The following is a 25,470-nucleotide window of genomic DNA, read 5'->3' on the forward strand; positions in this document are numbered from 1 at the left end:
GCCGACCTCGCCGGTGCTCTTCCCGGTTCTCATGGTTCTCGCAGGCAGGAGCCGCCCCGTGTCCTCCACACCCCCGCGCCCCTCACCCTCCCGCTCCGGCACCCGTCTGACGCGCCGTCACTTCATCGGCGCCACCGCGCTCCAGGCCGCCGCCGCGGCCGGACTGACCAGCATCTCCGCCCCCGCGTCCGCCGCCGACCGCTCGGCGGCCTCCGGTGACTCCTTCCCCGCCGTCGTCGTCGGTTCCGGCTACGGGGCCTCCGTCGCGGCCCTCCGGCTCGGCGAGGCCGGTGTGAACACCCTCGTGCTGGAGATGGGCCGGCTCTGGGACGAGGCCGCGGAGGACGGCAGGATCTTCTGCGACATGATCAACCCGGACCGCCGCTCCATGTGGTTCAAGGACCGCACCGAGGCGCCGCTCGACAGCCTCCTCTGGCTCGACATCGTCAACCGGGACATCGAGCGCTACCCGGGCGTCCTCGACCGAGTCCACTTCGGCGAGATGTCCGTCTACGTCGGCCGCGGCGTCGGCGGCGGCTCCCTCGTCAACGGCGGCATGGCCGTCACCCCGGCCCGCGGCCACTTCGAGAAGGTGCTCCCCGGCGTCGACTCCGGCGAGATGTACGGCACGTACTTCCCCCGGGCCCGCGCCATGCTCGGCGTCAACAGCATCGGCACCGACTACTTCGGCGACAGCGACTACTACCGCTTCGCCCGGCTGGCCCGCGACCAGGCGCACAACGCCGGTCTCTCCACCGTCTACGTGCCGAACGTCTACGACTTCGGGTACATGGAGCGGGAGGAGCGCGGCGACGCCGCCAAGTCCGCCCTCGCCGGTGAGGTCATCTACGGCAACAACCACGGCAAGCGCAGCCTGGACAAGTCCTATCTCGCCGCGGCCCTCGGCACCGGCAAGGTCACCCTCCGCACGATGCGGAAGGCCGAGCGGATCGAGCAGGGGGCGGACGGCGGCTACACGCTGACGGTCAAGGAGATCGACGAGAACGGCTCCGTGGTGGCCCGCACCGAGGTCTCCTGCACGCACCTCTTCCTCGGCGCGGGCAGCCTCGGCACCACCGAACTCCTGCTCCGCGCCCGTGACACCGGCGCCCTGCCCGGCCTCGGCCCCGACCTCGGCACCGGGTGGGGCCCCAACGGCAACATCATGGCCGGCCGCGCCAACCACCCCTGGAATCCGACCGGCAGCAAGCAGTCGTCCATCCCCGTCCTCGCCATCGACGACTGGAACCACCCGACCCACCCGGTCTTCGCCGAGATCGCCCCCCTCCCGGCCGGGATCGAGACCGGCATCAGTCTCTACCTGGCGATCACCGACAACCCGGAGCGCGGCCGTTTCTCCCTCGACCCGGCCACCGGCGAGCTCCGGCTGGACTGGCGGCGCGAGCAGAACGCGCCGGCCGTCACCGCCGCCAAGTCCCTCCTCGACCGCGTCAACCGCGCCAACCGCACGGAATACCGCTACGACCTCTTCGGCGACGACCGGGCGTTCGCCGACGACTTCTGCTACCACCCCCTGGGCGGCTGCCCGCTGGGCGTGGCGACGGACGGGTACGGGCGGCTGCGCGGGCACCGCAATCTGTATGCGGTCGACAGCTCGCTCATCCCGGGGTCGATCGGGGTGAACCCCTTCGTCACCATCACCGCCCTCGCCGAGCGCAATGTCGCCCGGGTGCTGGCCGAGGACGTGGTCCCGGGGCTCCGGGGCGCCTGAACGGGTCCCGGCGGCCGTACGGTACCGGCGGAAACCGGCCCTCCCGGGGCCGGTTCCTCCGTCAAATCCCGGTGTCCGCAAGACAATTGTGTGTGAACGGTTTACGAATGATCCCCGGGGTGCTATCTGTGTGGGAGCGCTCCCATTCCCGTCGCGGCCGTCCCTCCACCCCGGCCGCACTCGCGGGGAGCGGGAGTGGCTCCACGTCAGTCGGACCCGATCCGGCGACGGGCCACCGCCGGCCCGGCCGCACACCAGCGGCCCGGGACCGTACGGCGCCCGTCCCGCCGGGTGACCCCCTAGGAGACCCCCACATGGCCATTCGGCACCCGGACCGGAAGAAGTCCCCGGTCCGTACCCCTCGTTCGCTGAGCCTCCTCGGAGCGGGCCTGTTCGCTCTCGTCGCGGCGTCGATGCCCTCGCCCGCGGCCGCCCACGGCGCGACCATGATGCCGGGTTCGCGTACGTACCTCTGCTACGAGGACCTGATCAGGAACAACCACCAGATGCCGGCCAACCCGGCCTGCGCCGCGGCGGTCCAGCAGTCCAGCACCACGCCGCTGTACAACTGGTTCGCCGTGCTGGACTCCAACGGCGGCGGCAGGACGACCGGTTACATCCCGGACGGGAAGCTGTGCAGTGGCGGCGACCGCGGCCCGTACAACTTCTCCTCGTACAACGCCGCCCGCAGCGACTGGCCGAAGACCCACCTCACCTCCGGTGCCGGCATCCAGGTCAAGCACAGCAACTGGGCGCACCACCCGGGCAAGTTCGACGTCTACATCACCAAGAACGGCTACAGCCCGACCAAGAGCCTGGCCTGGAGCGACCTGGAGCACCTGCAGACCGTCACCAACCCGCCGCAGTCCGGCGGCGCGGGCTCCAACGGCGGCCACTACTACTGGAACCTCAACCTGCCGCAGCGGTCCGGCCAGCACATCCTCTACATCCACTGGACCCGTTCGGACAGCCAGGAGAACTTCTACTCCTGCTCCGACGTCGTCTTCGACGGCGGCAACGGCCAGGTCACGTACTGATCCGGTGCAGCGGCCGGGCCCGCCCCGGCCCGGTGAACGGCTGAACCGGGACGACGCATGACGCACACAGGACCCGCCGGGCTCAACGGCCCGGCGGGTCCCGTGCGTCGGCGGCACGGCCGGCCCGGAGGCGCGGCCCGCCCGCCGGGTCCTCAGAGGGGCAGGGCGAAGACCGGGACCGGAGCCGCGGCCGTGGCCACGAGGGACAGGGCTCCGGTGCCCGGGGCGACCGAGAAGACCGTCACCGTCCCGGAGCGCTGGTTGCAGGCGAACATCAGGGCGCCGTCCGGGGAGAGGGCGAGGTGCCGCGGCCAGTCACCGCCCACCGGGACCGTGCCGAGCAGCCGCAGCGAGGCGCCCTCGTCCTCGACGGCGTAGTGGCTGACGCTGTTGTGCCCGCGGTTGGAGAGATAGGCGTGGGCGCCGTCGTGGGAGACCAGCGGCTGGGCGGGGTAGCTGGTGACCCCGCCGGTACCGGTCGGCTGCGGGGCGCCGGGGGTGAAGCGGCCGGTGTCCGGGTCGTAGGCGCAGACCGAGACGGTGTCGCTCAACTCGTTGGCGAGATACGCGTACCGGCCCGAGGGGTGGAAGGCCAGCGCCCGGGGGCCCGCGCCCGGCGGCAGAGCCGCGACGGACACCTGGGCGAGCGTCCCGGCCGACTCGTCGAGGCGGTAGGTGTAGACGCTGTCATTGCCGAGGTCGACGGCGAGGACGTGCCCGCCGTCGGGGGTGGTCAGGATCTGGTGCGCGTGGGGGCCCTGCTGGCCGGGGCCGGGCGGCGGACTGGTGTGCTCCACCAGGCCGGTGCGCTCCCCGAGCGAGCCGTCCTCCCCGATGGGATGCACGGCGACGGACCCCGAGGTGTAGTTGGCGCTCAGCAGGAAGCGCCCTCCGGGGTGGACGGAGAGATGGCAGGGCGCGTCGCCACCGGTGCCGCGGCTGTTGAGGACCTCGTGCCCGCCGTCCTCGCCGAGGGCGATCGCGGTGACGCCGCCGGGCCGGCGCTCATTGACGGCGTAGAGGGTGCGCCCGCAGGGGGAGAGAGCGAGGAACGAGGGATCGGCGACGCCGGAGAGCGTCCCGCCCGGGAAGATCTCCCCGCTCACGGGGTCGTACGAGGCGAGGCCGATGCCCGTGCCGCCGCCGGGCTGCGAGGTGTACGTCCCCAGGAACAGCGGCCGGGCGGCGGACGGCCGCGGCCCGCCACCGGCGGCGGGGGCCGGTGAGCCGGACGGCGGGAAGGCCAGGGCGCGGGCGGCGGCCGGCCCGCTCGCCGCGGCGCCCGCGGCGAGCGCCGCGGCGGCGGCCAGAAGACTGCGGCGGGCGGGTAAGGGCCTGTTGCTGCTCATGGTGCGCGCACCTCGTATCGGTGTGGGGGGTGAGGGGGACGATGCCCGGCCGGACGCCGGACAGCCTTGCTCATCCGCCCCGGCGGCCACAAGACGCCCCGGGGCCGGTCGGGCCGGGGGCGAGCGGCAGGCCCCCGGCGCGGTGCGGTCCGTCCGCCGCCGCCCGGCGGTCAGCCCGGGGCCACGAAGCCGGACTCGTACGCGGCGATGACCGCCTGCGTGCGGTCCCGCACCCCGAGTTTCGCCAGGACCGAACTCACATGGGATTTGACGGTCTCGCCTCCCACCACCAGGCGCGCGGCGATCTCCGCGTTCGACAGGCCACGCGCCATGAGACGCAGCACCTCCCCCTCCCGCTCGGTCAGCGCGGCACGCTCCATGACCGCCCGGGCCCCGGGGCTGCCGTGCTCCCCGCCGTGCGAGGCGGCCAACTGTCGTACAGCCGCCGGGAACAGGAGGGAATCCCCCTCGACCACCAGCCGCATGGCCTGCACGATCTCCGCCGGCCGCGCCCGCTTGAGCAGGAATCCGTCGGCGCCGGCGCGGAGCGCCCCGTAGACGTACTCGTCGTTCTCGAAGGTCGTCACCACGACGATCTTGGGCGGGTCCGGCACCGTGCGCAGCACCGCCCGGGTGGCCTCGATGCCGTCCATGAGGGGCATGCGCACGTCCATGGCCACCACGTCGGGGCGCAGCCGCCGGATCAGCGGGATCACGGCTGCCCCGTCACCCGCCTCGCCCACCACCTCGATGTCCGGCTGGGCCTCCAGCACGGCGCGCAGGCCCGCCCGTACGAGCGGCTCGTCATCGACCAGGAGAACGGTGAGCGGCATCCGGTCAGCCTAGTGCCGCAGCCGTGGCTCGCGCCGGTGACCTGCGACAACGCACGTCGGCGCAGGCCGGCCGGCGCGGACGCGGCTTGCGCAGTACCGTGAGCGGAGTGCCGGTGCGGCGCCCCGGCCCGGTGGAACGAGCCGGGTACCGCGCCGCGCGGTTCACCACCGGCTGGCATGTGCTGTCCGCGACACCGGATCCGCGACACCGGACGGGCCGGGACCGAGGCGCTCGGCACACCTGCCGGGCACCTCGGCAGGGCCCTGCCGCCGGGCGAGTACGAAGCCCGTGCCGCCGTGGCGATGAGTCCGCCGGCGCCCGCGAGTCTGCCCACCGACTGGAACAAACGACCTATCGGGAGCGGGACATGGGCCTCATCCACATCGAACTGTTCGCCACCCTCGACCTCGTGGGGCAGGCGCCCGGCGGCCCCGACGAGGACCCGGCCGGGTTCCCGTTCGGCGGCTGGCAGGCCCCCCTGCTGGACGAGGTCGCCGGGGCGCAGGTCGGCGCCGCGTACGAGGGCACGGACGCCCTCCTGCTCGGCCGGCGGACGTACGACATCTTCGCCGCCTACTGGCCGCACCAGGAGGGCGGTGAGGACAGCGAGATCGCCACGCTCTTCAACAGCGTCCCGAAGTACGTGGCCTCCCGCGGCCGGCCCGACCTCTCGTGGGCCGGCTCCACGCTGCTCGGCCCGGACCTGGCCGGCGCGGTGCGCGAGATCCGGGACCGGCACGAGCACGTGAAGGTCGTCGGGAGCCTGAACCTGGTGCAGACCCTGCTGCGCGAGAAGCTCTTCGACCGTCTCGACCTCTGGGTGCACCCGATCGTGCTCGGCGTCGGGAAGAAGGTGTTCGACGGCGGCGCGGTGCCCACGAACCTCACCCTCCTCGAACCGCCCACGGCCGGCCCGAAGGGCACCGTGTACCTGCGCTACGGACTCGCCGAGGGCACGCCCCGGACGGGGGACATGAGCGCACCCGATCACGGTGCCGCGCGCGACGACTGAAGCCGGCGTCCCGTGCGGGCGGGTCCGGGACGCCGGCCCGCACGGGAACCCGCCGGATGCCTCCGGTGCCTGCCACGCGCCGGCCCCGTGCCGCTCCGCGGCGTCGTGCGGCGGAGCACCGCGGCCGGTCATCCGGCAGCCCGTCGAGAGCGGAGCGGAGACGCCCGGCGGCTTGACGGGGGCGCGGGCGGAAGACGCGCCGGCGCCGCCCCGAGGACCGGGCCTCGCGCGCGGGACCACCGTCACCGCAGCGGAAGGTCGACGCGGAGCAGCCACAGGCCGCCGTCCCGGCCCGCCCGGGCCTCGCCTCCGAGCAGCGCGGCCCGCTCGCGGATCCCGCGCAGCCCGCTGCCGCCGCCCGCGCCCGCGCCGCCGTGGGCGCCGCCGCCCGTGCCGGCGCCCGGGACCGGTGGCGCGGCCAGCGGATTGCGCACCTCGAGCCGCAGCCGTCCCTCCGCCACGGCGATGCGCACCCGGACCGGGACGGGACCCGCGTGCCGCAGCACATTGGTGAGGGCCTCCTGGAGCATCCGGTATCCCTCGCGGGACACCGGACCGGGCACGTCCTCCAGCGGACCGGTCACCTCGGCGTCGACCCGGGAGCCGGAAGACCGTGCGGAGTCCAGCAGTTGACCCGCCTCGTCGAGGGCCGGCCGGGCGCCGGCCGGCCGCCGTGTCTCGCGCAGCACGAGCAGCACCCGTTCGAGATCCTCCAGCGCCGCCCGCCCCGTCTCCTCGATGGTCTCCAGCGCCCGGTCGGTGAAGTCCGGGTCGGCCGTCGCCCGGGCGGCACCCGCCTGGACCACGGCCAGCGTCAGGGCGTGGCCGATGGAATCGTGCAGCTCCCCGGCGATGCGGTTGCGTTCCAGCAGCCGCTCGGTGCGCTCCTCCAGCTCGGCCAGGCGCTCCTTGGCCGACGGCCCGAGCAGCAGGCGGGCGGCCTCGGCCATGAGGGCTCCCGCTCCGGCGACCACCGCGATCAGCACCAGGAGGGGCACCGGCACCAGCAGCACGTACCCCCAGCCGGTACCGGAGACCGGCAGCAGCAGCGGGCGGGCGACACCGGGATTCCCGGCCGCCGCCCCGGCGAGCTCCATCGAGAGCGCCATCAGCTGCCCCGTCACCAGCGCGACGGCCAGCCCCGCTTCCAGCCGCAGCACCATCCAGGCACCGGTCCGGGCCCGGTCGCTCCACGAAGCGGACGGAACGGTGGAGACGCCCGCGTCCCCGTCTCCCCTCACCCGCGCGTGCGGTCCGGGGAACAGCATCAGCTGGGCCTGCAGACCCTCCGCCCGGCGCACCTCGGGCACCACGGCGGCGGCCACAACGAGCGGAACGGGCAGTAGCGCGATCAGCGCCCAGTCGGCCGGCGACGGACTGTCCAGCCCCGGATAGACCATGGCGCAGACGAACGGCAGGATCGACCCCACCAGCAGGTGGAGCCAGCGCGTGTACGTGACCGCGCGGGTCAGCGGCAGCAGGAGGCCCGGCACGCCGTCATCGTGCCAGAGCGGCCGGAACGGCGGCTCCCCCGCGCGGGGGAGGCGGACTCCACCGGCGGGGGATGCCCGGCCCCCGCCCGTACGGCCACGCTGACGCCATGACCAGCATCGACCTCACCGACCTCACGAAGGAGTACGGCGGCACCCGGGCCGTCGACCGCCTGACGTGCAGCATCGCGCCGGGCCGGGTCACCGGGTTCCTCGGGCCCAACGGCGCCGGCAAGTCCACCACCATGCGTCTCGTCCTCGGCCTCGACCACCCCACCGCCGGCACCGCCACGGTCGGCGGCCGCCCGTACCGGACGCTTTACGAGCCGCTGCGCACGGCCGGCGCCCTGCTGGACGCCCAAGCGGCCCACGGTTCCCGCACGGCCCGCGACCATCTGCGCCTTCTCGCCGCCGGCAACCGCATTCCGGCCCGCCGCATCGACGAGGTCCTCCGGGAGACCGGCCTCAGCACGGCGGCACGCCGCCGCATCAGGACCTTCTCGCTCGGCATGCGCCAGCGTCTCGGCATCGCCGCCGCGCTCCTCGGGGACCCGCCCGTTCTCCTGCTGGACGAGCCGGCCAACGGCCTCGACCCCGAAGGGATCGTCTGGATCCGCGAGTTGCTGCGCCGGCTCGCCCGCGAGGGCCGCACGGTCCTGGTCTCCAGCCACCTGATGAACGAGACCGCGACCTTCGCCGACCACCTCGTCGTCCTCGGGCGGGGCCGGCTCCTCGCCGACCTCCCCCTGCGAGACTTCATCGACCGGCACAGCCGCGCACGCGTCCGCGTCCGCACCGGCGACCCCATCCGGCTGCGCGCCGCGCTGCTGGCCGAGGGACACCCCGTCACGGAAGACGGTGACGGTGGGTGGATGGTGGAGGACACCACGGCCGAGGAAGTCGGAGCCGTCGCCGCCCGTGCGGGCGTTCCGGTGTCCGGGCTCACCGACGAACGTGCCTCCCTGGAACAGGCCTACCTCGCCCTCACGACGGACGAGACCGAATTCGCCGCCGCGGCTTCCCCGTCCCCGTCCCCGGCCGCGGTGCGGGAGGCCTGACCATGTCAGTCACAGCAGTGCTCCACTCCGAGTGGATCAAGATCAGGTCGGTCCGGGCGAGCTTCGGATCGCTTCTGGCGGTCCTCGCCGCCTCGCTGGCCGTCACCGTGCTCGTTCACGCGACCGTCGGCCGGGCGGAGGCGGACAACGGCGGGGACCCCGTCTTCGAAGCCTTCTACGCGATCAACTTCGCGCAGATCGCCGCCATTGCCTTTGGCGCCACCGCCGTGTCGTCCGAGTACACGGGCGGCGCCCTGCGGATCTCCCTGGCGGCCGTGCCGCACCGGGGCCTCTTCTACGGGGCCAAGACGGCGGTCGTGGCCGCCGCCGCCCTCGTCACCGGGCTCGCCACCGCGTTCGCCACCTTCTTCGCCGGTCAGGCGTTCCTGGGGGAGCGGGCCATCGGTCTCGGGGAGCCGGGAGTTCTGCGGGCCTGCGTCGGCGCGGGGCTCTACCTCGCCCTGATGGCCCTGTTCGCCGCGGGGCTCACGTTCCTGCTGCGCAGTGCCGTCGCTGTGCTGAGCCTGCTGATCCCGTTCATCCTGATCGTCTCCTTCGTGGTCGGCGACATTGCCGAGGGCGCCGCCGCCTGGCTTCCGGACCGGGCCGGACAGCAAGTCCTGTACCAGGATCCGGCGGGAGGCCCCGGCCCGTGGGCCGGTCTCGCGGTGACGGCGTTGTGGGCGACCGCCGCACTCCTGGCCGGCCTGCGAGCGGTGCACCGGCGCGACGCCTGACAGGCGGGGCCCGTGCCGGTTGGGACCGGGGGCCGTGCCGGCTCGCGCCTCGGGCCGGGACGCCGGGACGCCGGGACCCGGGGGCCGTGCTGGCCGGGACCCGCGCCGCCCGACACCCGGCGCGCGGACCGGCCGGTCGGCGAGGCACGCCGGTCGTACCCCCGTCGCACGGCGACGCCCGGAACCGGTGCAGTGGGGAGGTTTTGCCCGAAAAGGCACGGAAACCCGGCCGGGGACGCTGCAACCGCAGACACGTACGCACAAGCGCGGCCGGCGGGTACAGCCGTGCGGTCGGCGGGCACCGCCGCGCACCCGTGCTGTGCGGCACCGCGCATGAGCACGAGGAGCACCCCATGCAGCACGACACGTTCATCGGCCAGGTTCAGGCCCGCGCCCATCTGGGCAGCCGCGGGGCCGCCGAGACGGCCACCCGGGCCAGTCTGGAGACGCTCGCGGAGCGCGTACCGGCGACGCTGGCGGAGCATCTGGCGGCCCAGCTGCCCCGGGAGATCGGCGAGCATCTGCGCCGGGTGGCGAACGCGGCGGACGAGCCGGAGACCGGGGTCCGGATGAGCAGCCAGGAGTTCTTCGAACGCGTCGCGCAGCGGGCGAGCACCGGCTATCCCAAGGCGGTTCACGAGTCCCGGTGCGTGGTGGAGGTCGTGGGCGAGGCGACCGACAGCACCTTGACGGACAAGGTCCGCCAGTCGCTGGACGCCGAGCTGGCCGAAGTGCTGTTTTCCGGCAGCCAGGGCACGGCCCATCACGCACGCTGAGACCCGGGTCCGGTAGCCCACCGCCGCGGAACACGGCCCGCGGCGAAGCGGAACACCGCACGCGGGTCCGCGGAGACGAGGCTCGGGGAGGGCGGAACGCGGAACGGGACTCCCGGCCCGGCCGACTGGCCGGCCGGCCCGGTCCCGGCCCACCTGTCACGACATCAGCACCACCTTGCCGACGACCGTGCCCGACTCCGCCAGCCGCAGGGCCTCGGCGGCGCGGGTCAGAGGCAGCCGCGCCGCGATCCGCGGAGTCACCTCGCCCCGCTGCAGAGCCGCGAAGACCTCCGTGAGGTCCGCCCGCAGCCGGGCCCGGAACCGGTCCCTGCCGAAGGCCCGGCCCGCCCAGACGTTGTAGAAGTGCGCGCGGCGTCCGTTGGGCAGCAGGTTCCACAGCTGCACCCGCCCCAGGAGCTTGAGGACGGGCCACTGCTTGGAGCCCTGGTCGTCGCGGGTGGCGGCGCTGCCGTAGGAGACGAGGGTGCCGCCGGGCGCGAGCAGCCGCCACGAGTCGGTCACGCTGCGCCCGCCGACGTGGTCGAACACCGCGTCCACCCCGTCCGGAGCCAGCTCCCGCACCCGGGCCGGCACGTCCCCCGCGCGGTAGTCGACGGGGAGGACGCCGAGCTCGCGCAGCGCGTCGTGGTGCCGGGCGGAGGCCGTGCCGAGCACCCGCGCCCCGGCGGCCCGCGCCAGCTGGACCAGTACGGAGCCCACGCCGCCGTTCGCCCCGTGCACCAGGACGGTCTGCCCGGCGCGCACCCGTGCCGTGCGGTGCAGCATCTGCCAGGCGGTGAGGCCGTTGACGACCAGGGCCTCCGCCTCCGCTGCCTCGACGCCGGGGGGCACCTCCACCACATCCGCCGCGTCGGCGACGACGTGGCTGGCCCACCCCCCGGTCTTGACCAGTGCCGCCACCCGCTTGCCGGTCAGCGCGTGGTCCACCCCCTCGCCGGTCTCCAGCACCGTGCCGACCAGGTCGTAGCCGGGGACGAAGGGGAACGGCGGCTGGTCGAAGTACCGGCCCCGGCGCATCTGCTGCTCGGCGAAGGACACCCCCGTCGCCTCCATGCCGATGGCGACCTGACCCGGCCCCGCCGACGGGACGGCCCCGTAGCGGACTTCGAGCCCTTCGGGCTCCACCCGGCCCGGCAGGACCACCTTGACGAGTTGCGCGGCACGCTGCATGACGACCTCCGGTTAGAGCTGCTTGATTGCGTTAGAAGCTATAACCAAAGTGAGTGAGGCTTGCATTCCTGTCAAGCAGGGTGAAGGATTCCCGTCAGCAGGCGTCGCCGGTGGTGATCGGTTCTCCCGCGCACCCGAGGACACGGCGAGCGGCGAGCGGGGAGAGGAGCGTGACCGGCCATGGCCCCGGCCGAGAGAACGCCGCGTGAGCGGTACCGGAAGCAGGTCAAGGCCGAGATCAAGGAGCGGGCCCGGGAGCAGATCGCCACAGCGGGCGTGTCCGCGCTCTCCCTCAACGCGATCGCCAAGCGCATGGGCCTCAGCGGCCCCGCCCTCTACCGGTACTTCGCGAACCGGGACGAGCTGATCACCGAACTGGTCCGGGACGCCTACCGCAGCCTCGCCGACACGTTCCGCCGCGCCGCCGGGGACGGCGCCGACCTGGCGGGCCTGGCCCGCGCGCTGCGCCGGTGGGCCCTGGACGACCCCCAGCGCTACTTCCTCGTCTACGGCACGCCCGTGCCGGGCTACCGGGCCCCGGAGGACACCAGGGAGATCGCCGCCGAGGTCATGGCGGTGCTGATCGACGCCTGCGCGGGCGCGCCGGGGGAGCCCCGGGCCTCCGCCGCGGCCGCAGCGTCCTTCGAGGAACACCTCGCGGGCCACCGGGCGTGGGACGGCGGACACCCCGCCCCCGCCCCGGCGCTGCGCCGGGCCCTGGCCTTCTGGACCCGGCTGCACGGCGTGCTCTCCCTCGAACTCGCCGGTCAGTTCGGCGGGATGGGCTTCGATCCGGAGCGGCTCTTCGCGGCCGAGCTGGAGAGCCTGACGGCGGAGGCGGCCGGGACGGCCGGTGGCGCCTGACGGCGCTGGACGCAGCTTGACGGAACTTTCGCCCGGACAGGGGTGCGCCCGGCACCGGGCGGGGCCGGTGCCGGGCGCGGCGCTGGGCGGCGGTACCGGGGCCGGTTCCGCGGTCCGTCGGCGCGGTGGTGGAGGAAGCCGCGCGCCGGGCCGTGCGGTAGCCGCCGGGGGCCGCCGCGGAATCAGTGGACGGGATCAGTAGACCGAGGCTTCCCTGGAGGTCTGCCGGATGCCGTTGGTGCCGTTGAAGATCCGCTCGCCCCAGCTGGTCAGCGAGTTCTTGTTGAAGCCGTTGGCCATGTCGAGATAGCCGACGTCGCTGCTGTTGCCGCTCCAGGACCATCCGAGGTAACCGAGGCCCCTGGACTGGGTCTCGGCGAAGATGGCGTCCTCGTCCGGGTTGCCGTCGGAGTGGTTGTGCCCGAACTCGCCCACGATGATGGGCAGTCGCCTGGAGGTGAAGGCGTTCAGGTAGTCCCGGATCTCGGCGGCGGTGTCATAGACGCCGTACATGTGGATCGAGAAGATGGTGTTGCGGTCCGGGTCGGAGTCGAAGACCGACTGGGCGTTCTCGCGCATGGTGCCCGACCAGTCCTGGCCCCAGTTGGGTGCGTCCACCATCAGCGCGTGGTCGAAGCCGGCGTTGCGGAGCTTGGAGATGGCGCCCTTGGTGTCATCCGTCCACTGGGCATAGCCGTTGTTGCCGTGCGGCTCGTTGCCGATGTTGACGATGACGTAGTCCTCCTGGCCCTCCAGCGCGCTCTTGACGCTGATCCAGTAGTCCGCGGCGCGGCTGAGGGTGGCGGCCCCGCTCTGCTCGCCGTAACCGGTGGTGTCATGGACCTCCAGGACGCAGATCAGCTTGTTCTGCTTGCACTGGCTGACGACGTTCTGGACGTCCGGTGCATCGTTCCGCGTCCACCGGTCGCCCGAACTGAGCACCACACGGACGGTGTTGGCGCCGAGGGACTTGATGTCGGCCAGCGACTGCGTGGTCTGCGAGGTGTACCAGGTGTGCGCGTGGTTGACGCCGCGCATCACGAAGTCGGAACCGTCGCGCTCCAGGATCCTGCCGTCGCCGACATGGATGCCGGTGGCGGCGGCCCGGGTGGGGGCGCCCGGTTCGGAGGTGGCGGCCTGGGCGGTGACCGCCAGGGGGGCCATCAGCCCCAGAACGGCTGCCGCGATGGCGGCTGTCCGCATGCTCATGGTGCGACTCCTTGACGTGGGGGACCCCCGGGAGGGCGTGGTGCCGCTGTGCCGGTGCTCCACCGGTGGTGGGGCCCCGGTGCTGTTCCGGTACCGCTCTGTGCGGTACCGCTACTGCTGCTGACATCGTTGTCATCGTCCACTGGGCCAACGATGCCGCCCCTGTGATCCCGGGGGTGGAGAGGGGGTGGGACAGTGTGTACGGGGCGCCTGGCACAGTGTCAAGAGCCCCTGGAAATACTGCGGTTGGGACACACGGATTGCATAAACCCTCCGCCCGCGAGCCGGTGGGGGCCTCACCCCGGCAGCCTCGCCCCATCCCATCCCACCACACCCCGCCCGCCGGCCCGGCCGGGCCGCCCCTTCGGAGGAGGCGGCGGCCCGCCTCCGGCGCCGGTGTGTCAGCCCGCTCAGGCGCCCACGCGCTCGAAGACCGCCGCCAGGCCCTGGCCGCCGCCGATGCACATCGTCTCCAGGCCGTAGCGGGCCTCGCGGCGGCGCATCTCGTGGGCCAGGGTGGCCAGGATGCGGGCGCCCGTGGCGCCCACCGGGTGGCCGAGGGAGATGCCCGAGCCGTTGACGTTGATGCGCTGCTCGTGGTCCGCCTCCGTCAGTCCCATCTCGCGGGTGACCGCGAGCGCCTGCGCGGCGAAGGCCTCGTTCAGCTCGATCAGGTCCATGTCCTTGAGCTCCAGGCCGGCGCGGCCGAGCGCCGCCCGCGTCGCCGGGACCGGCCCGATGCCCATCGTCCCGGCCGGAACGCCCGCCCGGGCGAAGGAGACCAGCCGGACCAGCGGGGTCAGGCCCAGCCGCTCCGCCGTCTCCGCGCTCGTCACCAGACACGCCGCCGCCGCGTCGTTCTGGCCGCTGGCGTTGCCCGCCGTGACGGTCGCCTCCGGGTCGGACCTGAGCATGATCGGCTTCAGCCCGGCGAGCTGCTCGGCGGTGGTGTCGGGGCGCGGGTGCTCGTCGGTGGAGACCACCGTCTCGCCCTTTCGGGTCCGCACCGGCACCGGCACGATCTCGTCCTCGAAGAGACCCGTCTCCATCGCCCGGGCGGCCCGCCGCTGGGAGCGGAGCGCCAGGGCGTCCTGGTCCTCGCGGCTGATGGCGTACTCACGGCGCAGGTTCTCCGCCGTCTCGATCATGCCGCCCGGCACCGGGTGGTTGACACCGCCCGCGGTGACCCGGCCGCGCGCCAGGGAGTCGTGCAGTTCCAGGCCCGGTCCCTTGATGCCCCAGCGGGCGTCGTGGGTGTAGAAGGGCGCGGCGCTCATCACGTCGACACCGCCGGCGACGACGACGTCGCTGAAGCCGGCCCGGATCTGCATGGCCGCGTCCAGGACGGCCTGGAGGCCCGAGCCGCAGCGGCGGTCGATCTGGGAGCCGGTCACCGACACCGGCAGCCCGGCGTCGAGGGCGGCGACCCGGCCGATCGCCGGGGCGTCGGAGGTCGGATAGGCGTGCCCGAGGATCACCTCGTCGACCCGCTCCGGGTCGATGCCGGTCCGCCGGACGACCTCGGCGACGACATGCGCGGCCAGTCCGGCGGCCCGCAGACCCGCCAGGCCGCCGCCGAACCGCCCGATGGGGGTGCGCAGGGGTTCGCAGATGACGACGTCGGAGGACTGTCCGGGCATCTCAGGGGCCTTTCCGGGGAGGAGGGCAAACGTATGCCCGACCTTTTCACCCCGGACTGTTCCGGTCCAATATCCGATCTCGGAAAGATTCGGACGCGGACCGTATCAATCCCTCGGCGCTCCCGGACGGCCGGGCCGTCCGTACACCGGCGTGGGGTGGTGAGCTCCGTCCGGTGCCGCACCGCCACCGTCCGGGCCCGGTGGGCCCGGCGGGGTCGGCGGGGTCGGCAGGGCCTCCTCCGCCACCGCCAGCACACTGCGCAGGGCCGCCGACGGGTTGTCCCTGCGCCAGGCCAGGGCCGACCGCAGCCGCACCGGCGGCCCGTCCAGCGGGCGGTGCACCAGGCCCGTCTGCTGGATGTGCAGGCAGGACGAGAGGGTGAGGGTCACCCCGACCCCGGCCGCCACCAGCGCCAGGATCGTGTACGAATCCGGCGCCTCCTGCACGGTGCGCGGCCGGAAACCGGCCTCCTCGCAGACCCGCAGGGTCGCGTCCCGCAGCGTGGACCCGGCGTTCGCCGGGAAGGTGACGAACGGCTCGGCGGCCAGGTCGGCCACCGCGATCCGCTCGCGCTCCGCCAGCGGATGGTCCGAGGGGAGCGCGCACAGCAACTCCTCCTCGCCGATGAAGCGCGAGGCGATGCCGGGGCGGTTCACCGGCAGCCGGACGAACCCCAGGTCCAGCGAGCCGTCGGCGACCCGGTCGAGGGCCACAGTGGCGTAGGTCTGGCCCTTCATGACGAGCTCGATGCCCGGGTGCGCGGCCCGCACCGCCCGGGTCAGCAGCGGCAGCGTGGCATGGGACGAGGCGCCCGCGAAGCCGACCGTCACCCGCCCGTACTCACCCTCCCCGGCCGCCTTGGCGACGCGTACCGCGATGTCGAGATCGTCCAGGACCGTCCGCACCGGCTTGAGGAAGGACTGCCCCGCGCTGGTGAGCCGCACCGAGCGGGTGCTGCGCTCGAACAGCTGCACCCCCAGCTCCTTCTCCAGCTGCCGGATCTGCTGGCTGAGCGGCGGCTGCGCCATCCGTAGCCGCTTGGCGGCACGGCCGAAGTGCAGTTCCTCGGCGACGGCCACGAAAGAGATCAGATGCCGCAGTTCCACGGTCCGCCCGGCTCCGCTCCGGGGCGCGCTCCCCGGGGGCGCGCCACCCGTTGTCCCCTGCCCCGGGGCTCCTGACGCCGCTATTCGGATGGACGTCTCAAGGGGAGCCTATTTGGGCCCGGATCGGCAATCAATGCCGGTCCGGTGAGGCGCGGGCCACGGCCCGTTCCGCCCACCGGCCCTCACCGGTGCCGCGCCGGGCCCGCCCGGCGCCGCTCGTACCGTGCGACACCGCACGTCACACCCGCCGCGGTGGTCTTCCGCAGCCCGGAACGGGGCACAAGCACCCGGTGACCCTGATCGACTGGATTTTCGCCCTCTTCGGGCTGGGTGCCCTCCTCGCCGCCGTCCTCCCGCGCGCCGTGGCCCGCCTGCCGCTGTCCCTGCCCATGGTGTTCCTCGGCGGAGGGCTGTTGCTCTACCTGCTCCCGTACGTCCTGCCGGTGTCGCTCCCCGCCCTCGACCCGGTCGCGCACCGCGGCTGGGTCGAGCACGCCGCCGAGATCTGCGTGATCATCTCGCTAATGGGTGCCGGGCTCGCGATCAACCGGCCCTTCGGGCTCCGCACCTGGGCCGTCACCTGGCGCCTGCTCGGCATCACCATGCCGCTCACCATCGGAGCCGTCGCCCTCGCGGGATGGCTGCTGCTCGGCTGGCCGCCGGCCGTGGCCCTGCTCGTCGGCGCCGTCCTCGCGCCCACCGACCCCGTCCTCGCCTCCGAGGTGCGGGTGGGCGAGCCCACCGAGGCCGAACACGACGAGGACGAGGTGCGCTTCGGCCTCACCAGCGAGGCCGGACTCAACGACGGACTGGCCTTCCCCTTCGTCGGCGCGGCCATCGCGCTGGCCGCCGCCGCGGGCACCGGCTGGTCCGCGGACTGGATCGGCCACTGGGCGCTCGTCGACGTTCTCTACAAGTGCGCCATCGGCGTGGTCTGCGGCCTGGCCGTCGGGCGGCTGCTCGGCTGGATGTTCTTCCGCGCCGCCTTCAAGGCCCTCCGGCTCTCCGAGCACAAGGAGGGTTTCGTCGCCCTCGGCGCCACGTTCCTCTCCTACGGCGTCACCGAGATCCTCCACGGCTACGGTTTCCTCGCCGTCTTCGTCACCGCCTGCGCCATCCGGGCCGCCGAACGGGCCCACGGCTATCACAAGGTCCTGCACGACTTCATCGAGCAGATCGAACGGCTCTTCACCGTCATCCTGCTGTTCCTGCTGGGCGGATTCGTCGCCTTCGGCGGCCTGGCCCCGCTCACCTGGCAGGGCGCCGCCACCGGCCTGCTCCTGCTGCTGGTGATCCGCCCGGCCGCCGGCTGGCTCGGACAACTGGGGGACGGGAGCTGCGCCCGGGAGCGCGGCCTGACGGCCTTCTTCGGCATCCGCGGCATCGGCTCGCTGTTCTACCTCGCCTACGCGCTGGGGGAAGGCGAGTTCGGCGGTGCCACGGCCGGTGAACTGTGGGCGGTGGTGACCTTCACCATCGTCGCCTCCGTCGTTGTCCACGGCATCTCGGTCACCCCGCTGATCACCCGCTTCGACCGCCTGCTGCGCCACCGCGCGCGCTCCGCCGCAGGAAAAACGCACTCTGCTCGGTCCTCGTCCCCGGACCGCTGAATGCACCCCGCCCCGTGGCCGGAGCGAGGAACCCGGGGCCGTGCGACGGCGGGAAGGGGCTGTGCCTGCGCGAAGGCCGGCCGCCGGGCCCGTGCAGAACGGTGCCCGGCCGCCGGCCGCGGTGCGCTGCGGGGCCGCTACACCCGAGCCCCCAGCGCGTTCACGATCTCGTCCACGCGCGTCCGGGCGTCGCCGAAGAGCATCCGGCTGTTCTCGCGGAAGAACAGCGGGTTCTGCACACCGGCGTAACCCGTCGCCATGGACCGCTTGAAGACGATGACGTTCTCCGCCTCCCACACCCGCAGCACGGGCATGCCCGCGATCGGGCTGTTCGCGTCCTCGAGCGCCGCCGGGTTGACGGTGTCGTTCGCGCCGATGACGAGGACGACCGAGGTGGCGGCGAAGTCGTCGTTGATCTCGTCCATCTCCAGGACGATGTCGTAGGGCACGTTCGCCTCGGCCAGCAGCACGTTCATGTGGCCCGGCAGGCGCCCGGCGACCGGATGGATGCCGAACCGGACGTCCACGCCCTGGTCGCGCAGGCTGCGGGTGAGGTCGGCCACCCGCTGCTGCGCCTGGGCGACGGCCATGCCGTATCCCGGCGTGATGATGACCGACGACGCCTCGCGCAGCAGTTCGGCGGTCTCCTCGGCGCTGATCTCACGGTGCTCGCCCTGCTCGGCGTCCGAGGCGACGGGCGCCTCGATGCCGAAGCCTCCGGCGATCACCGAGAGGAAGGAGCGGTTCATCGCCTGGCACATGATGTACGAGAGGTAGGCGCCGGACGAGCCGACCAGCGCGCCGGTGACGATGAGCAGATCGTTGTTGAGCAGGAAGCCCGAGGCGGCGGCGGCCCAGCCCGAGTAGCTGTTGAGCATCGACACGACCACCGGCATGTCACCGCCGCCGATGGAGGCCACCAGGTGCCAGCCCAGGGCGAGGGCGAGCGCCGTGACGGCGATCAGCAGACCGATGTTCGGCCCGACGACGAAGACGACGGTGAGGACGGCGAAGGCCACCAGCGCACCGAGGTTGAGCGCGTTCCGGCCCGGCAGCATCAGCGGGCTGGACTTGATCCGCGCGGACAGCTTCAGGAAGGCGACCACCGAACCGGTGAAGGTCACGCCCCCGATGAAGACGCCGATGAACACCTCGGCGTGGTGGACGCCGAGGAGCGACCCGGTCAGCCCGCCGTCCTCCGCGGAATGGCCCGCGACCTCGAGATAGCCGTTCCAGCCGACCAGTACGGCGGCCAGGCCGACGAAGCTGTGCAGGATGGCGATGAGTTCCGGCATGGCGGTCATCTCGACGATGCGGGCCCGCCAGAGCCCGATCAGCGCGCCGATCACCATCGCGGCGGCCAGCAGGGCGGCGCCGGTGCCGGAGATGCTCTGCGAGGCGAGCGCGATGGTGGCGGCCAGGGCGACCGCCATGCCCGAGATGCCCAGGACGACGCCGGAGCGTGCGGTCTCGTGCTTGGAGAGTCCGGCCAGGCTGAGGATGAACAGCACGGCGGAGATGATGTAAGCGGCCTGCGCGGCCGTGGTGACGGTCATGGAGGCCTCAGTCCTTGGAGAACATGCCGAGCATGCGGCGGGTGACCGCGAAGCCACCGAAGATGTTGATGCTCGCCAGCAGGACCGCGGCGAACGACAGCACGGTCACGACGGTGTTCCCGTGCCCGATCTGCAGCAGGGCGCCCACGACGATGATCCCGGAGATCGCGTTGGTCACCGACATCAGCGGCGTGTGCAGCGCGTGGTGCACGCTGCCGATGACGTAGTAGCCGATCACGATGGCCAGCACGAACACCGTGAAGTTGCCGGCGAGCTGGCTCGGCGAGAACGCCGTCAGCAGGAACAGGCCGAACGCGCTCAGACCCCCGATCGCCAGCTTGCGGTTCCGCGGCATCGGCTGCTTGCCCCGGGCCCCGGCCGCGGACCCCTCGCCCGCGGGCCGCGCGGCGGCGTCCGGCTGCCGCGGTGCGGGCACGGCGGATACCTGGACCGGCGGTGGCGGCCAGGTCTTCTCGCCCGCGCGGACCACCGTCATGGACCGCTGCACCACGTCGTCGAAGTCCAGGACGATCTGCCCGTCCTTGCCCGGCGTCAGCAGCTTGAGCAGGTTCACCAGGTTGGTGCCGTAGAGCTGCGAGGCCTGCGCGGGCAGCCGGCCCGGCAGGTCCGTGTAGCCGATGATCGTCACGCCGTTGTCCGTCACGACCACCTCGCCGGCGACGGAGCCCGCGACGTTGCCGCCCTGCGCGGCGGCCATGTCGACGATCACGCTGCCGGGGCGCATGCTCGCGACGTGCTCGGCCGTGATCAGCCGGGGCGCCGGGCGGCCGGGGATGAGCGCGGTGGTGATGACGATGTCCACCTCGGCGGCCTGCTCGGTGTAGATCTCCGCGGCCCGCCGGTCGTAGTCCTCGGACGTCGCCTTGGCGTAGCCGTCGGCGCTCGCCTCCTGCTCGACCTCCACGGCGAGGAACTCCCCGCCCATCGAGCGCACCTGGTCGGCGACCTCCGGACGCGGGTCGGTCGCCCGGACGATCGCGCCCAGGCCCTTCGCCGCGCCGATCGCCGCCAGGCCGGCCACGCCCGCGCCGGCGACCAGCACCTTCGCCGGCGGCACCTTGCCCGCCGCCGTCACCTGGCCGGTGAAGAACCGGCCGAACCGGTGGGCCGCCTCGATCACCGCCCGGTAGCCCGCGATGTTGGCCATCGAGCTCAGCACGTCCAGCGACTGGGCCCGGGAGATCCGGGGCACCGCGTCCATCGCCAGGACGGTGATCGAGCGCTGCGTGAGCGTCTCGACGAGTTCGGGGCGGAGAGCTGGGCCGATCATGCCGATCAGCGTCGCGTCGTCCCGCAGCCGGCCGATCTCCTCCGCGGTCGGCGGGTCGACCTTGAGGACGACATCGGACCGCCAGGCGTCCTCGCGGCTGCCGATCTTGGCGCCGGCCTCGGCGTACAATTCGTCCGCGAAATCCGACCGCTGACCGGCGCCGGATTCGACCAGGACGTCGAAGCCGAGGCTCATCAGCCGGCGCACGGTGTCCGGGGTCGCGGCGACGCGCGTCTCCCCTGTGGCCGACTCCGCGACCACACCGAGCCGTTGGACCATCGATCCGACCTCTTTCTGTGACGTTCCTCCGGGCCTCCCCGGTGCGGGTGCACTCGGGTGGCCGAAGGGTGCGTGGTGAGATCCGCGTCGTCCGTTGGCGGAGGCCGTACGTCGTCGTTGACGGGGCCCGGAATGCTTCGTGCCGGGCAGGCTCCAACTGGGCGGATCCGGGCAGCGGAACCTGCTGATCGGTCTCGAGCGTGGGCAGGCTAGCCCGCTGTTCTCACACGGGGCAAGGGAGCACGGGGTCCCGTATCAGGCGCACACCAGGGCTTTTGAATCTTTGTGAGCGGTCACAGAGCGGGTCGTGCGCGGAAGGGCCAACCGGCCCGTGTGGCACGACTCACGGCCGGAGCGACCGCAGGCTGAGACGCCCGGAAGGACGGACCCTCTCGAACCGGACGGGCCTCGTCCGGCGTCGTTTCCGTGCCCAACCGCCGGGTACCCGGACAAGCCCGGCGGGCGTCCCGTTCGGCCGATCGGCTGACTGACCGCGTGTCTGTTCGGCTGGTTTCGGCGGAGCCGCGGGACCGCCGGCCCTCGGTCTGCCGGTCCGGCGTTCCACTGTCCGCCGGACTGTCCGATGACCGACCGCCGCCCGTCCGCCCACGACCGAGCCGGAGTCACCATGCCGCCGTCCCCCGCGCCCGAGCCCGCCGTCTCCGCCGGACCGCGGAAGGCCGGTACGGCGGAGCAGGTGCGCTTCACCACCGAGGTCCTGCTGCCGCTGCTCTCGGTGGGGGTGATCAAGCGGCGGCCCCGCGTCATGGCACTCGCCGAACGTCTCCAGCTCGACCGGGGCGGTGTCGCGACGGTGCGCCTGCTGCGTGAACGGCACGGCGCCGGCCCGCTGCTGATGCGTCTCGCCGGCCGCTCCGTGCTGCTCCTCCTCGATCCGGGCGACGTGCGGCGGGTCCTCGACGGGACACCGCGGCCCTTCGGCCCGGCCTCTTGGGAGAAACGGGGCGCGCTCACTCAGTTCCAGCCGCACGGCTCGCTCATCACCCGGGGAACGGAACGCGCACCCCGCCGCCGTCTCAACGAGGAGGCGCTGGAGACCGACCGGCCGCTGCACCACCTCGCCCCGACCGTCGCCGGCACGGTGGGCGAGGAGGCCCGCCTGCTCGCCGACCGGTGTGCCGTCACCGGGCAACTGGCCTGGGACGATTTCGCGGCGTACTGGTGGAGGACGGTCCGGCGCACTGTCCTCGGTGACGCCGCGCGCGACGACCACCGGCTCACCGAAGAGCTGGGACGGCTCCGCGAGGCGGCCAACTGGTCCGTCCTGCTGCCGCGGCGGCGTGCCCTGCGCGCCCGCTTCCTGGAGCATCTGCGCCGGCGGGCGGAGGGCGCCGGCCCGGACACGCTCGCGGCCGCGGCCATGGCCCGTGCGGAGGAGACCGGCGCCGACCCCGTCAGCCAGATCGCGCACTGGCTGTTCGCCTTCGACGCGGCGGGCATGACGGTCTTCCGCACTCTCGCGCTGCTCACCACCCATCCCGAGGACGGCAGACGCGCCCGGGACGAGATCGGCGGCACCGGCCCCGGCACCCCGCGGACGCTGCCGTTCCTGCGGGCCTGCGTACTGGACACCGTACGGCTCTGGCCGACGACCCCCGCCGTGCTGCGGCAGACCACCGAGGACATCGAGTGGGACGGCCGGACCGTGCCGGCCCGCACCACCGTCCTCGCCTACGCCCCGTACTTCCACCGCGGTGACCCGCACGCCCCGTACGCCGACCGGTTCACCCCCGGCATGTGGCTCGACGGCCGTGCCCGGTCCGACCCGGCGCTCGTCCCGTTCAGCGGCGGTCCGGGCGTCTGCCCGGGGGAGAACATCGTGCTGCTGCACACCAGCACCTGGCTGGCGGCGATGCTGGGGGAGAGGTTGACGTACCGCCTCGCCTCCCGTGTCCGTCCGAGCCCGTGCCGCCCGCTCCCGGCGACGTTCAACCCGTTCGGCGTGCGGTTCACCGTCCACTGACCGGCGGAGGGCGCTCGGTGCGCCGCCCCGCACCTCGGCCCGCCCAGCCGTCCTGTCCCGTGAGTCCGGCACCGGGGTGGGCAACGGCAGGCGGGACGACGGCAGTCGGGCTGCCGGGCCGGGCCGCAGTACGGTACGGACCGCCCGCCCGGCGGCGGTACCCCGGGTGCCGGCATCGGTGGCGCCCCGGCCGGGTAGCTTGGACTCGTCCGGGCCGGGCCGGACCGGGCGGAAGGCGGGGACGGGGAACGTGCCGGGAGGAGAAGCCGCGGGGACGGCGCGGGGACGGCGCGGCCGGGGCCTGGACCGCGGCGGAAGCCGGCGCCCCAGCCGCGGCCGGGGCCGGGCAGACCGCCCGGCCCGAGAGCTTCCTGCTCGCCCTCTTCGGCGACTATGTGCTCGACCGCGGGGTCGCCGTGTCGACGGGCAGCGTCATCGCCGTACTGCGGCAGCTCGGCGTCGGTGAGCACGCCACCCGGGCCGCCGCCGCCCGCATGGCCCGCCGCGGCCTGCTGCGCTCGGTGCGGCGGGGCCGCCGGGCGTATCTCGGCCTGACGCCGCACGGAACGGCGGTGCTGCGGGACGGCCGGGACAAACTGGAGGCGGAGGTCGTCGACCGGCACTGGGACGGCCGGTGGACGCTGCTGGCGTTCTCGGTGCCGGAGAGCCGGCGCGCGGACCGGCACGCGCTGCGCACCCGCCTCGGCTGGGCCGGATTCGGGCCGCTGCGCAGCGGCCTGTGGGTCTCGACGCGGGCGGCGGACCTCTCGGACACGCTCGCCCGGCTGGACCTGCTGGACCACGCCGAGGTGTTCCGGGCCGAGGCGGCCCTGTGGACCGACCCGGCCAGGATCGTCCGGGAGGCTTGGGACCTGTCCGCGCTGGCCGCGGGATACCGCCGCTTCACCGACCGCTGGTCCGGCGCGGAGCTCGGCGAGCGCGACGGCCTGGCGCTCCGGACCCGGCTGACGGCCGAGTGGCTGCTGCTGATCCGTCACGATCCCCGGCTGCCGCGGGATCTGCTCACCGAGAAATGGCCGGGCGTGCGGGCGCAGGAACTCTTCCGGACCTCGCTGCCCCAACTCCTGCCCGCAGCAGACACGTTGGCGGCGGAACTGCTCGACACCACGGCGGCCGGATAACGCGAGCCGCCGCCGGCCGGTGCGGAGGACGCGGACGGGATCGCGGTCCGGCTTCGGGTGCCTGCCGGCGCACGGGACGGACACGTCCTCCACCGGGGTGTACGGGCGCGCCGCCCCGGAGCCGTACGCGCCCCGAACCGGTACAGGAACCGGCGCAGATACCGGCGCAGATACCGACCGGAGCGGCTCCGGGACGGGCGGCTCCGGGCGATCTCCGGAATCCCGCAGACCCGCCTCGGGGACCGTCGCCCGGGTCAGATACCCGGCCGGCTCCCGCCCGCCCGATCATGACGAGAATCCGGCGGCCGCGGAACACCCTTCGGCCAACCTTCGGCGAATCCTTGTTGATCGCCACTGAAATGTCTAACGTCGGGTCACCAACTCCCCCCCACAGGAGGCCCACATGACGCGTCTCAGATCTCTCTTGGCGGCTGTGGCCGGCAGCCTGCTGCTCTTCCTCGCGGGCATCTCCGCTCCCTCACCGGCGTCCGCCGCGTCGCTGGTGGAGGTGACCGACTTCGGCAGCAACCCCGGCAATCTTCGGATGCACCTGTATGTGCCGGACTCCCGTCCCGAACAGCCGGCGATCGTGGTGGCCATGCACGGCTGCGGCGGGTCGGGGCCGGGCTTCCACCAGTCGGGCGGCTTCGGGCAACTGGCCGACCAGCACGGCTTCATCGTCGTCTACCCGACCGCGACGAAGCAGACGGCGATGTCCAACTGTTTCGACGTGTGGTCCGACGCGTCCAAGCGCCGCGGCGGCGGCAGCGATCCCGCCTCGATCGTCTCGATGGTCGACTACGCGAAGCAGCGCTACAACGGCGACCCGGAGCGGGTCTTCGTCACCGGCAGTTCCTCCGGCGGCATGGAGACCAACGCCCTCCTCGCCCTCTACCCGGACGTGTTCGAGGCCGGAACGGTGTTCATGGGCGTCCCCTTCACCTGTTTCGCCAACGAGGCCGATTTCCCGCCGTGGACCAGCAAGTGCGTGGGCGGCTCCATGGACCGGACCCCGGAGGACTGGGGCAACGCCGTCCGGCAGGCGTACCCCGGGCACACCGGTACCCGTCCCCGCGTCCAACTGTGGCACGGCACCAACGACACCCTCATCCCGTTCCAGCTTCTGCGGGAGGAGACGGAACAGTGGACGAACGTCTTCGGGCTGAGCCAGACGCCGACCTCCACGGACCAGCCGCAGCCCACCTGGTCGCGGCAGCGCTACGCCGACCAGGCCGGTGAGGTGAAGGTGGAATCCATCAGCGTCCAGGGCGCAGGGCACAGCCTGCCGATGAGCGGCATGGCCGCCTCGGCCGTCGAATTCTTCGGCCTGTCCGGTTGAGGGACCGGGTGGTGGGAACGGCTGCCCGCCCCGCTCGGCGGGAGTGGAGGCGGGCAGCCGGCCGGAGGCGTACCGCATCGTCTTCCGCCCCGGGCATTTCCCTGAGCGGGCTGGGCGGTTACCTTTCTGGGAGCGCTCCCACAGCTCTGGTCCGGCGGCATTCCTTCCCCCACGCGCGCCGGATCTCCACCCCCCGAAGGGAGAGGCACCACCCATGAAGCGATCCCTGAGAC

19 protein-coding genes and 1 pseudogene are annotated in these 25,470 nt (G+C 73.2%); 11 read left to right on the forward strand and 9 right to left on the reverse strand.

The window, feature by feature from the left end; all coding sequences use genetic code 11:
• Nucleotides 1-58: 58 nt before the first annotated feature.
• Together E4N63_RS28500 and E4N63_RS28505 are read left to right on the forward strand one after the other, a co-directional pair.
• Nucleotides 59-1,732: a GMC oxidoreductase gene (locus tag E4N63_RS28500; RefSeq protein WP_230242041.1), complete on the forward strand. Its 1,674-nt coding sequence runs from the start codon at nt 59-61 to the stop codon at nt 1,730-1,732.
• A 413-nt stretch (nt 1,733-2,145) separates the two neighbouring features.
• Nucleotides 2,146-2,763: pseudogene (locus E4N63_RS28505) on the forward strand (lytic polysaccharide monooxygenase); the annotation flags it as partial.
• A 158-nt stretch (nt 2,764-2,921) separates the two neighbouring features.
• On the opposite strand, the gene E4N63_RS28510 reads toward E4N63_RS28505, so the two are convergent.
• Nucleotides 2,922-4,118, reverse strand: coding sequence for a lactonase family protein (locus E4N63_RS28510; protein WP_230242043.1), 1,197 nt, complete (start codon nt 4,116-4,118; stop codon nt 2,922-2,924).
• Between the two features lie 170 nt (nt 4,119-4,288).
• The gene (locus E4N63_RS28515; RefSeq protein WP_230242044.1) at nt 4,289-4,951 is read right to left on the reverse strand and encodes a response regulator transcription factor; all 663 of its coding nucleotides are present in this window, start codon (nt 4,949-4,951) and stop codon (nt 4,289-4,291) included.
• Nucleotides 4,952-5,319: 368 nt separating this feature from the next.
• Between E4N63_RS28515 and E4N63_RS28520 the strand changes: the two genes are divergently transcribed.
• Nucleotides 5,320-5,964, forward strand: a complete 645-nt coding sequence (locus E4N63_RS28520; protein ID WP_230242045.1) for a dihydrofolate reductase family protein — start codon at nt 5,320-5,322, stop codon at nt 5,962-5,964.
• A gap of 242 nt (nt 5,965-6,206) precedes the next feature.
• Here E4N63_RS28520 and E4N63_RS28525 read toward each other — a convergent pair whose 3' ends face one another.
• The gene (locus E4N63_RS28525; RefSeq protein ID WP_230242046.1) at nt 6,207-7,457 is read right to left on the reverse strand and encodes a sensor histidine kinase; all 1,251 of its coding nucleotides are present in this window, start codon (nt 7,455-7,457) and stop codon (nt 6,207-6,209) included.
• 107 nt (nt 7,458-7,564) lie between these two features.
• Here E4N63_RS28525 and E4N63_RS28530 point away from each other — a divergent pair, with 107 nt between their 5' ends.
• The 3 genes from E4N63_RS28530 (at nt 7,565) to E4N63_RS28540 (ending at nt 10,025) form a co-directional block, all read left to right on the forward strand.
• Nucleotides 7,565-8,512, forward strand: a complete 948-nt coding sequence (locus E4N63_RS28530) for an ATP-binding cassette domain-containing protein (RefSeq protein WP_230242047.1) — start codon at nt 7,565-7,567, stop codon at nt 8,510-8,512.
• Nucleotides 8,513-8,514: 2 nt separating this feature from the next.
• Complete coding sequence (locus E4N63_RS28535) at nt 8,515-9,249, forward strand: ABC transporter permease (protein ID WP_230242048.1); 735 nt, start codon at nt 8,515-8,517, stop codon at nt 9,247-9,249.
• 353 nt (nt 9,250-9,602) lie between these two features.
• Entirely contained in the window at nt 9,603-10,025 is a 423-nt protein-coding gene (locus tag E4N63_RS28540) for a DUF2267 domain-containing protein (protein WP_125626205.1), read from the forward strand.
• A 156-nt stretch (nt 10,026-10,181) separates the two neighbouring features.
• On the opposite strand, the gene E4N63_RS28545 is transcribed toward E4N63_RS28540, so the two are convergent.
• A complete protein-coding gene (locus tag E4N63_RS28545) occupies nt 10,182-11,216 on the reverse strand; it encodes a medium chain dehydrogenase/reductase family protein (protein WP_230242050.1) in 1,035 nt (344 codons plus the stop codon).
• A 180-nt stretch (nt 11,217-11,396) separates the two neighbouring features.
• Between E4N63_RS28545 and E4N63_RS28550 the strand changes: the two genes are divergently transcribed.
• A complete protein-coding gene (locus E4N63_RS28550; protein WP_230242051.1) occupies nt 11,397-12,080 on the forward strand; it encodes a TetR/AcrR family transcriptional regulator in 684 nt (227 codons plus the stop codon).
• Between the two features lie 195 nt (nt 12,081-12,275).
• On the opposite strand, the gene E4N63_RS28555 is transcribed toward E4N63_RS28550, so the two are convergent.
• The 3 genes from E4N63_RS28555 to E4N63_RS28565 form a co-directional block, all read right to left on the reverse strand.
• A complete protein-coding gene (locus E4N63_RS28555) occupies nt 12,276-13,289 on the reverse strand; it encodes a glycoside hydrolase family 5 protein (RefSeq protein WP_308188755.1) in 1,014 nt (337 codons plus the stop codon).
• 410 nt (nt 13,290-13,699) lie between these two features.
• The gene (locus E4N63_RS28560; RefSeq protein WP_125625820.1) at nt 13,700-14,929 is read right to left on the reverse strand and encodes an acetyl-CoA C-acetyltransferase; all 1,230 of its coding nucleotides are present in this window, start codon (nt 14,927-14,929) and stop codon (nt 13,700-13,702) included.
• A 105-nt stretch (nt 14,930-15,034) separates the two neighbouring features.
• Nucleotides 15,035-16,036, reverse strand: a complete 1,002-nt coding sequence (locus E4N63_RS28565; RefSeq protein ID WP_230242052.1) for a LysR family transcriptional regulator — start codon at nt 16,034-16,036, stop codon at nt 15,035-15,037.
• 290 nt (nt 16,037-16,326) lie between these two features.
• Here E4N63_RS28565 and E4N63_RS28570 point away from each other — a divergent pair, with 290 nt between their 5' ends.
• Nucleotides 16,327-17,646, forward strand: a complete 1,320-nt coding sequence (locus tag E4N63_RS28570; RefSeq protein WP_230242053.1) for a sodium:proton antiporter — start codon at nt 16,327-16,329, stop codon at nt 17,644-17,646.
• A 137-nt stretch (nt 17,647-17,783) separates the two neighbouring features.
• On the opposite strand, the gene pntB is transcribed toward E4N63_RS28570, so the two are convergent.
• Nucleotides 17,784-19,202 (reverse strand): Re/Si-specific NAD(P)(+) transhydrogenase subunit beta, encoded by a 1,419-nt coding sequence (gene pntB / locus E4N63_RS28575; RefSeq protein ID WP_125625823.1) that lies wholly within the window; start codon nt 19,200-19,202, stop codon nt 17,784-17,786.
• A gap of 7 nt (nt 19,203-19,209) precedes the next feature.
• Complete coding sequence (locus E4N63_RS28580) at nt 19,210-20,772, reverse strand: Re/Si-specific NAD(P)(+) transhydrogenase subunit alpha (protein WP_230242054.1); 1,563 nt, start codon at nt 20,770-20,772, stop codon at nt 19,210-19,212.
• Nucleotides 20,773-21,355: 583 nt separating this feature from the next.
• On the opposite strand from E4N63_RS28580, the gene E4N63_RS28585 reads away from it, so the two are divergent.
• The 3 genes from E4N63_RS28585 (at nt 21,356) to E4N63_RS28595 (ending at nt 25,237) form a co-directional block, all read left to right on the forward strand.
• Nucleotides 21,356-22,756: a cytochrome P450 gene (locus tag E4N63_RS28585; protein ID WP_230242055.1), complete on the forward strand. Its 1,401-nt coding sequence runs from the start codon at nt 21,356-21,358 to the stop codon at nt 22,754-22,756.
• A 59-nt stretch (nt 22,757-22,815) separates the two neighbouring features.
• The gene (locus tag E4N63_RS28590) at nt 22,816-23,898 is read left to right on the forward strand and encodes a PaaX family transcriptional regulator C-terminal domain-containing protein (RefSeq protein WP_308188757.1); all 1,083 of its coding nucleotides are present in this window, start codon (nt 22,816-22,818) and stop codon (nt 23,896-23,898) included.
• 403 nt (nt 23,899-24,301) lie between these two features.
• Nucleotides 24,302-25,237: a PHB depolymerase family esterase gene (locus E4N63_RS28595; RefSeq protein ID WP_230242059.1), complete on the forward strand. Its 936-nt coding sequence runs from the start codon at nt 24,302-24,304 to the stop codon at nt 25,235-25,237.
• Nucleotides 25,238-25,470: the final 233 nt, after the last annotated feature.

The sequence above is a fragment of the Streptomyces sp. MNU89 genome (genome assembly GCF_020982505.1).
Lineage (GTDB): Bacteria > Actinomycetota > Actinomycetes > Streptomycetales > Streptomycetaceae > Streptomyces > Streptomyces xinghaiensis.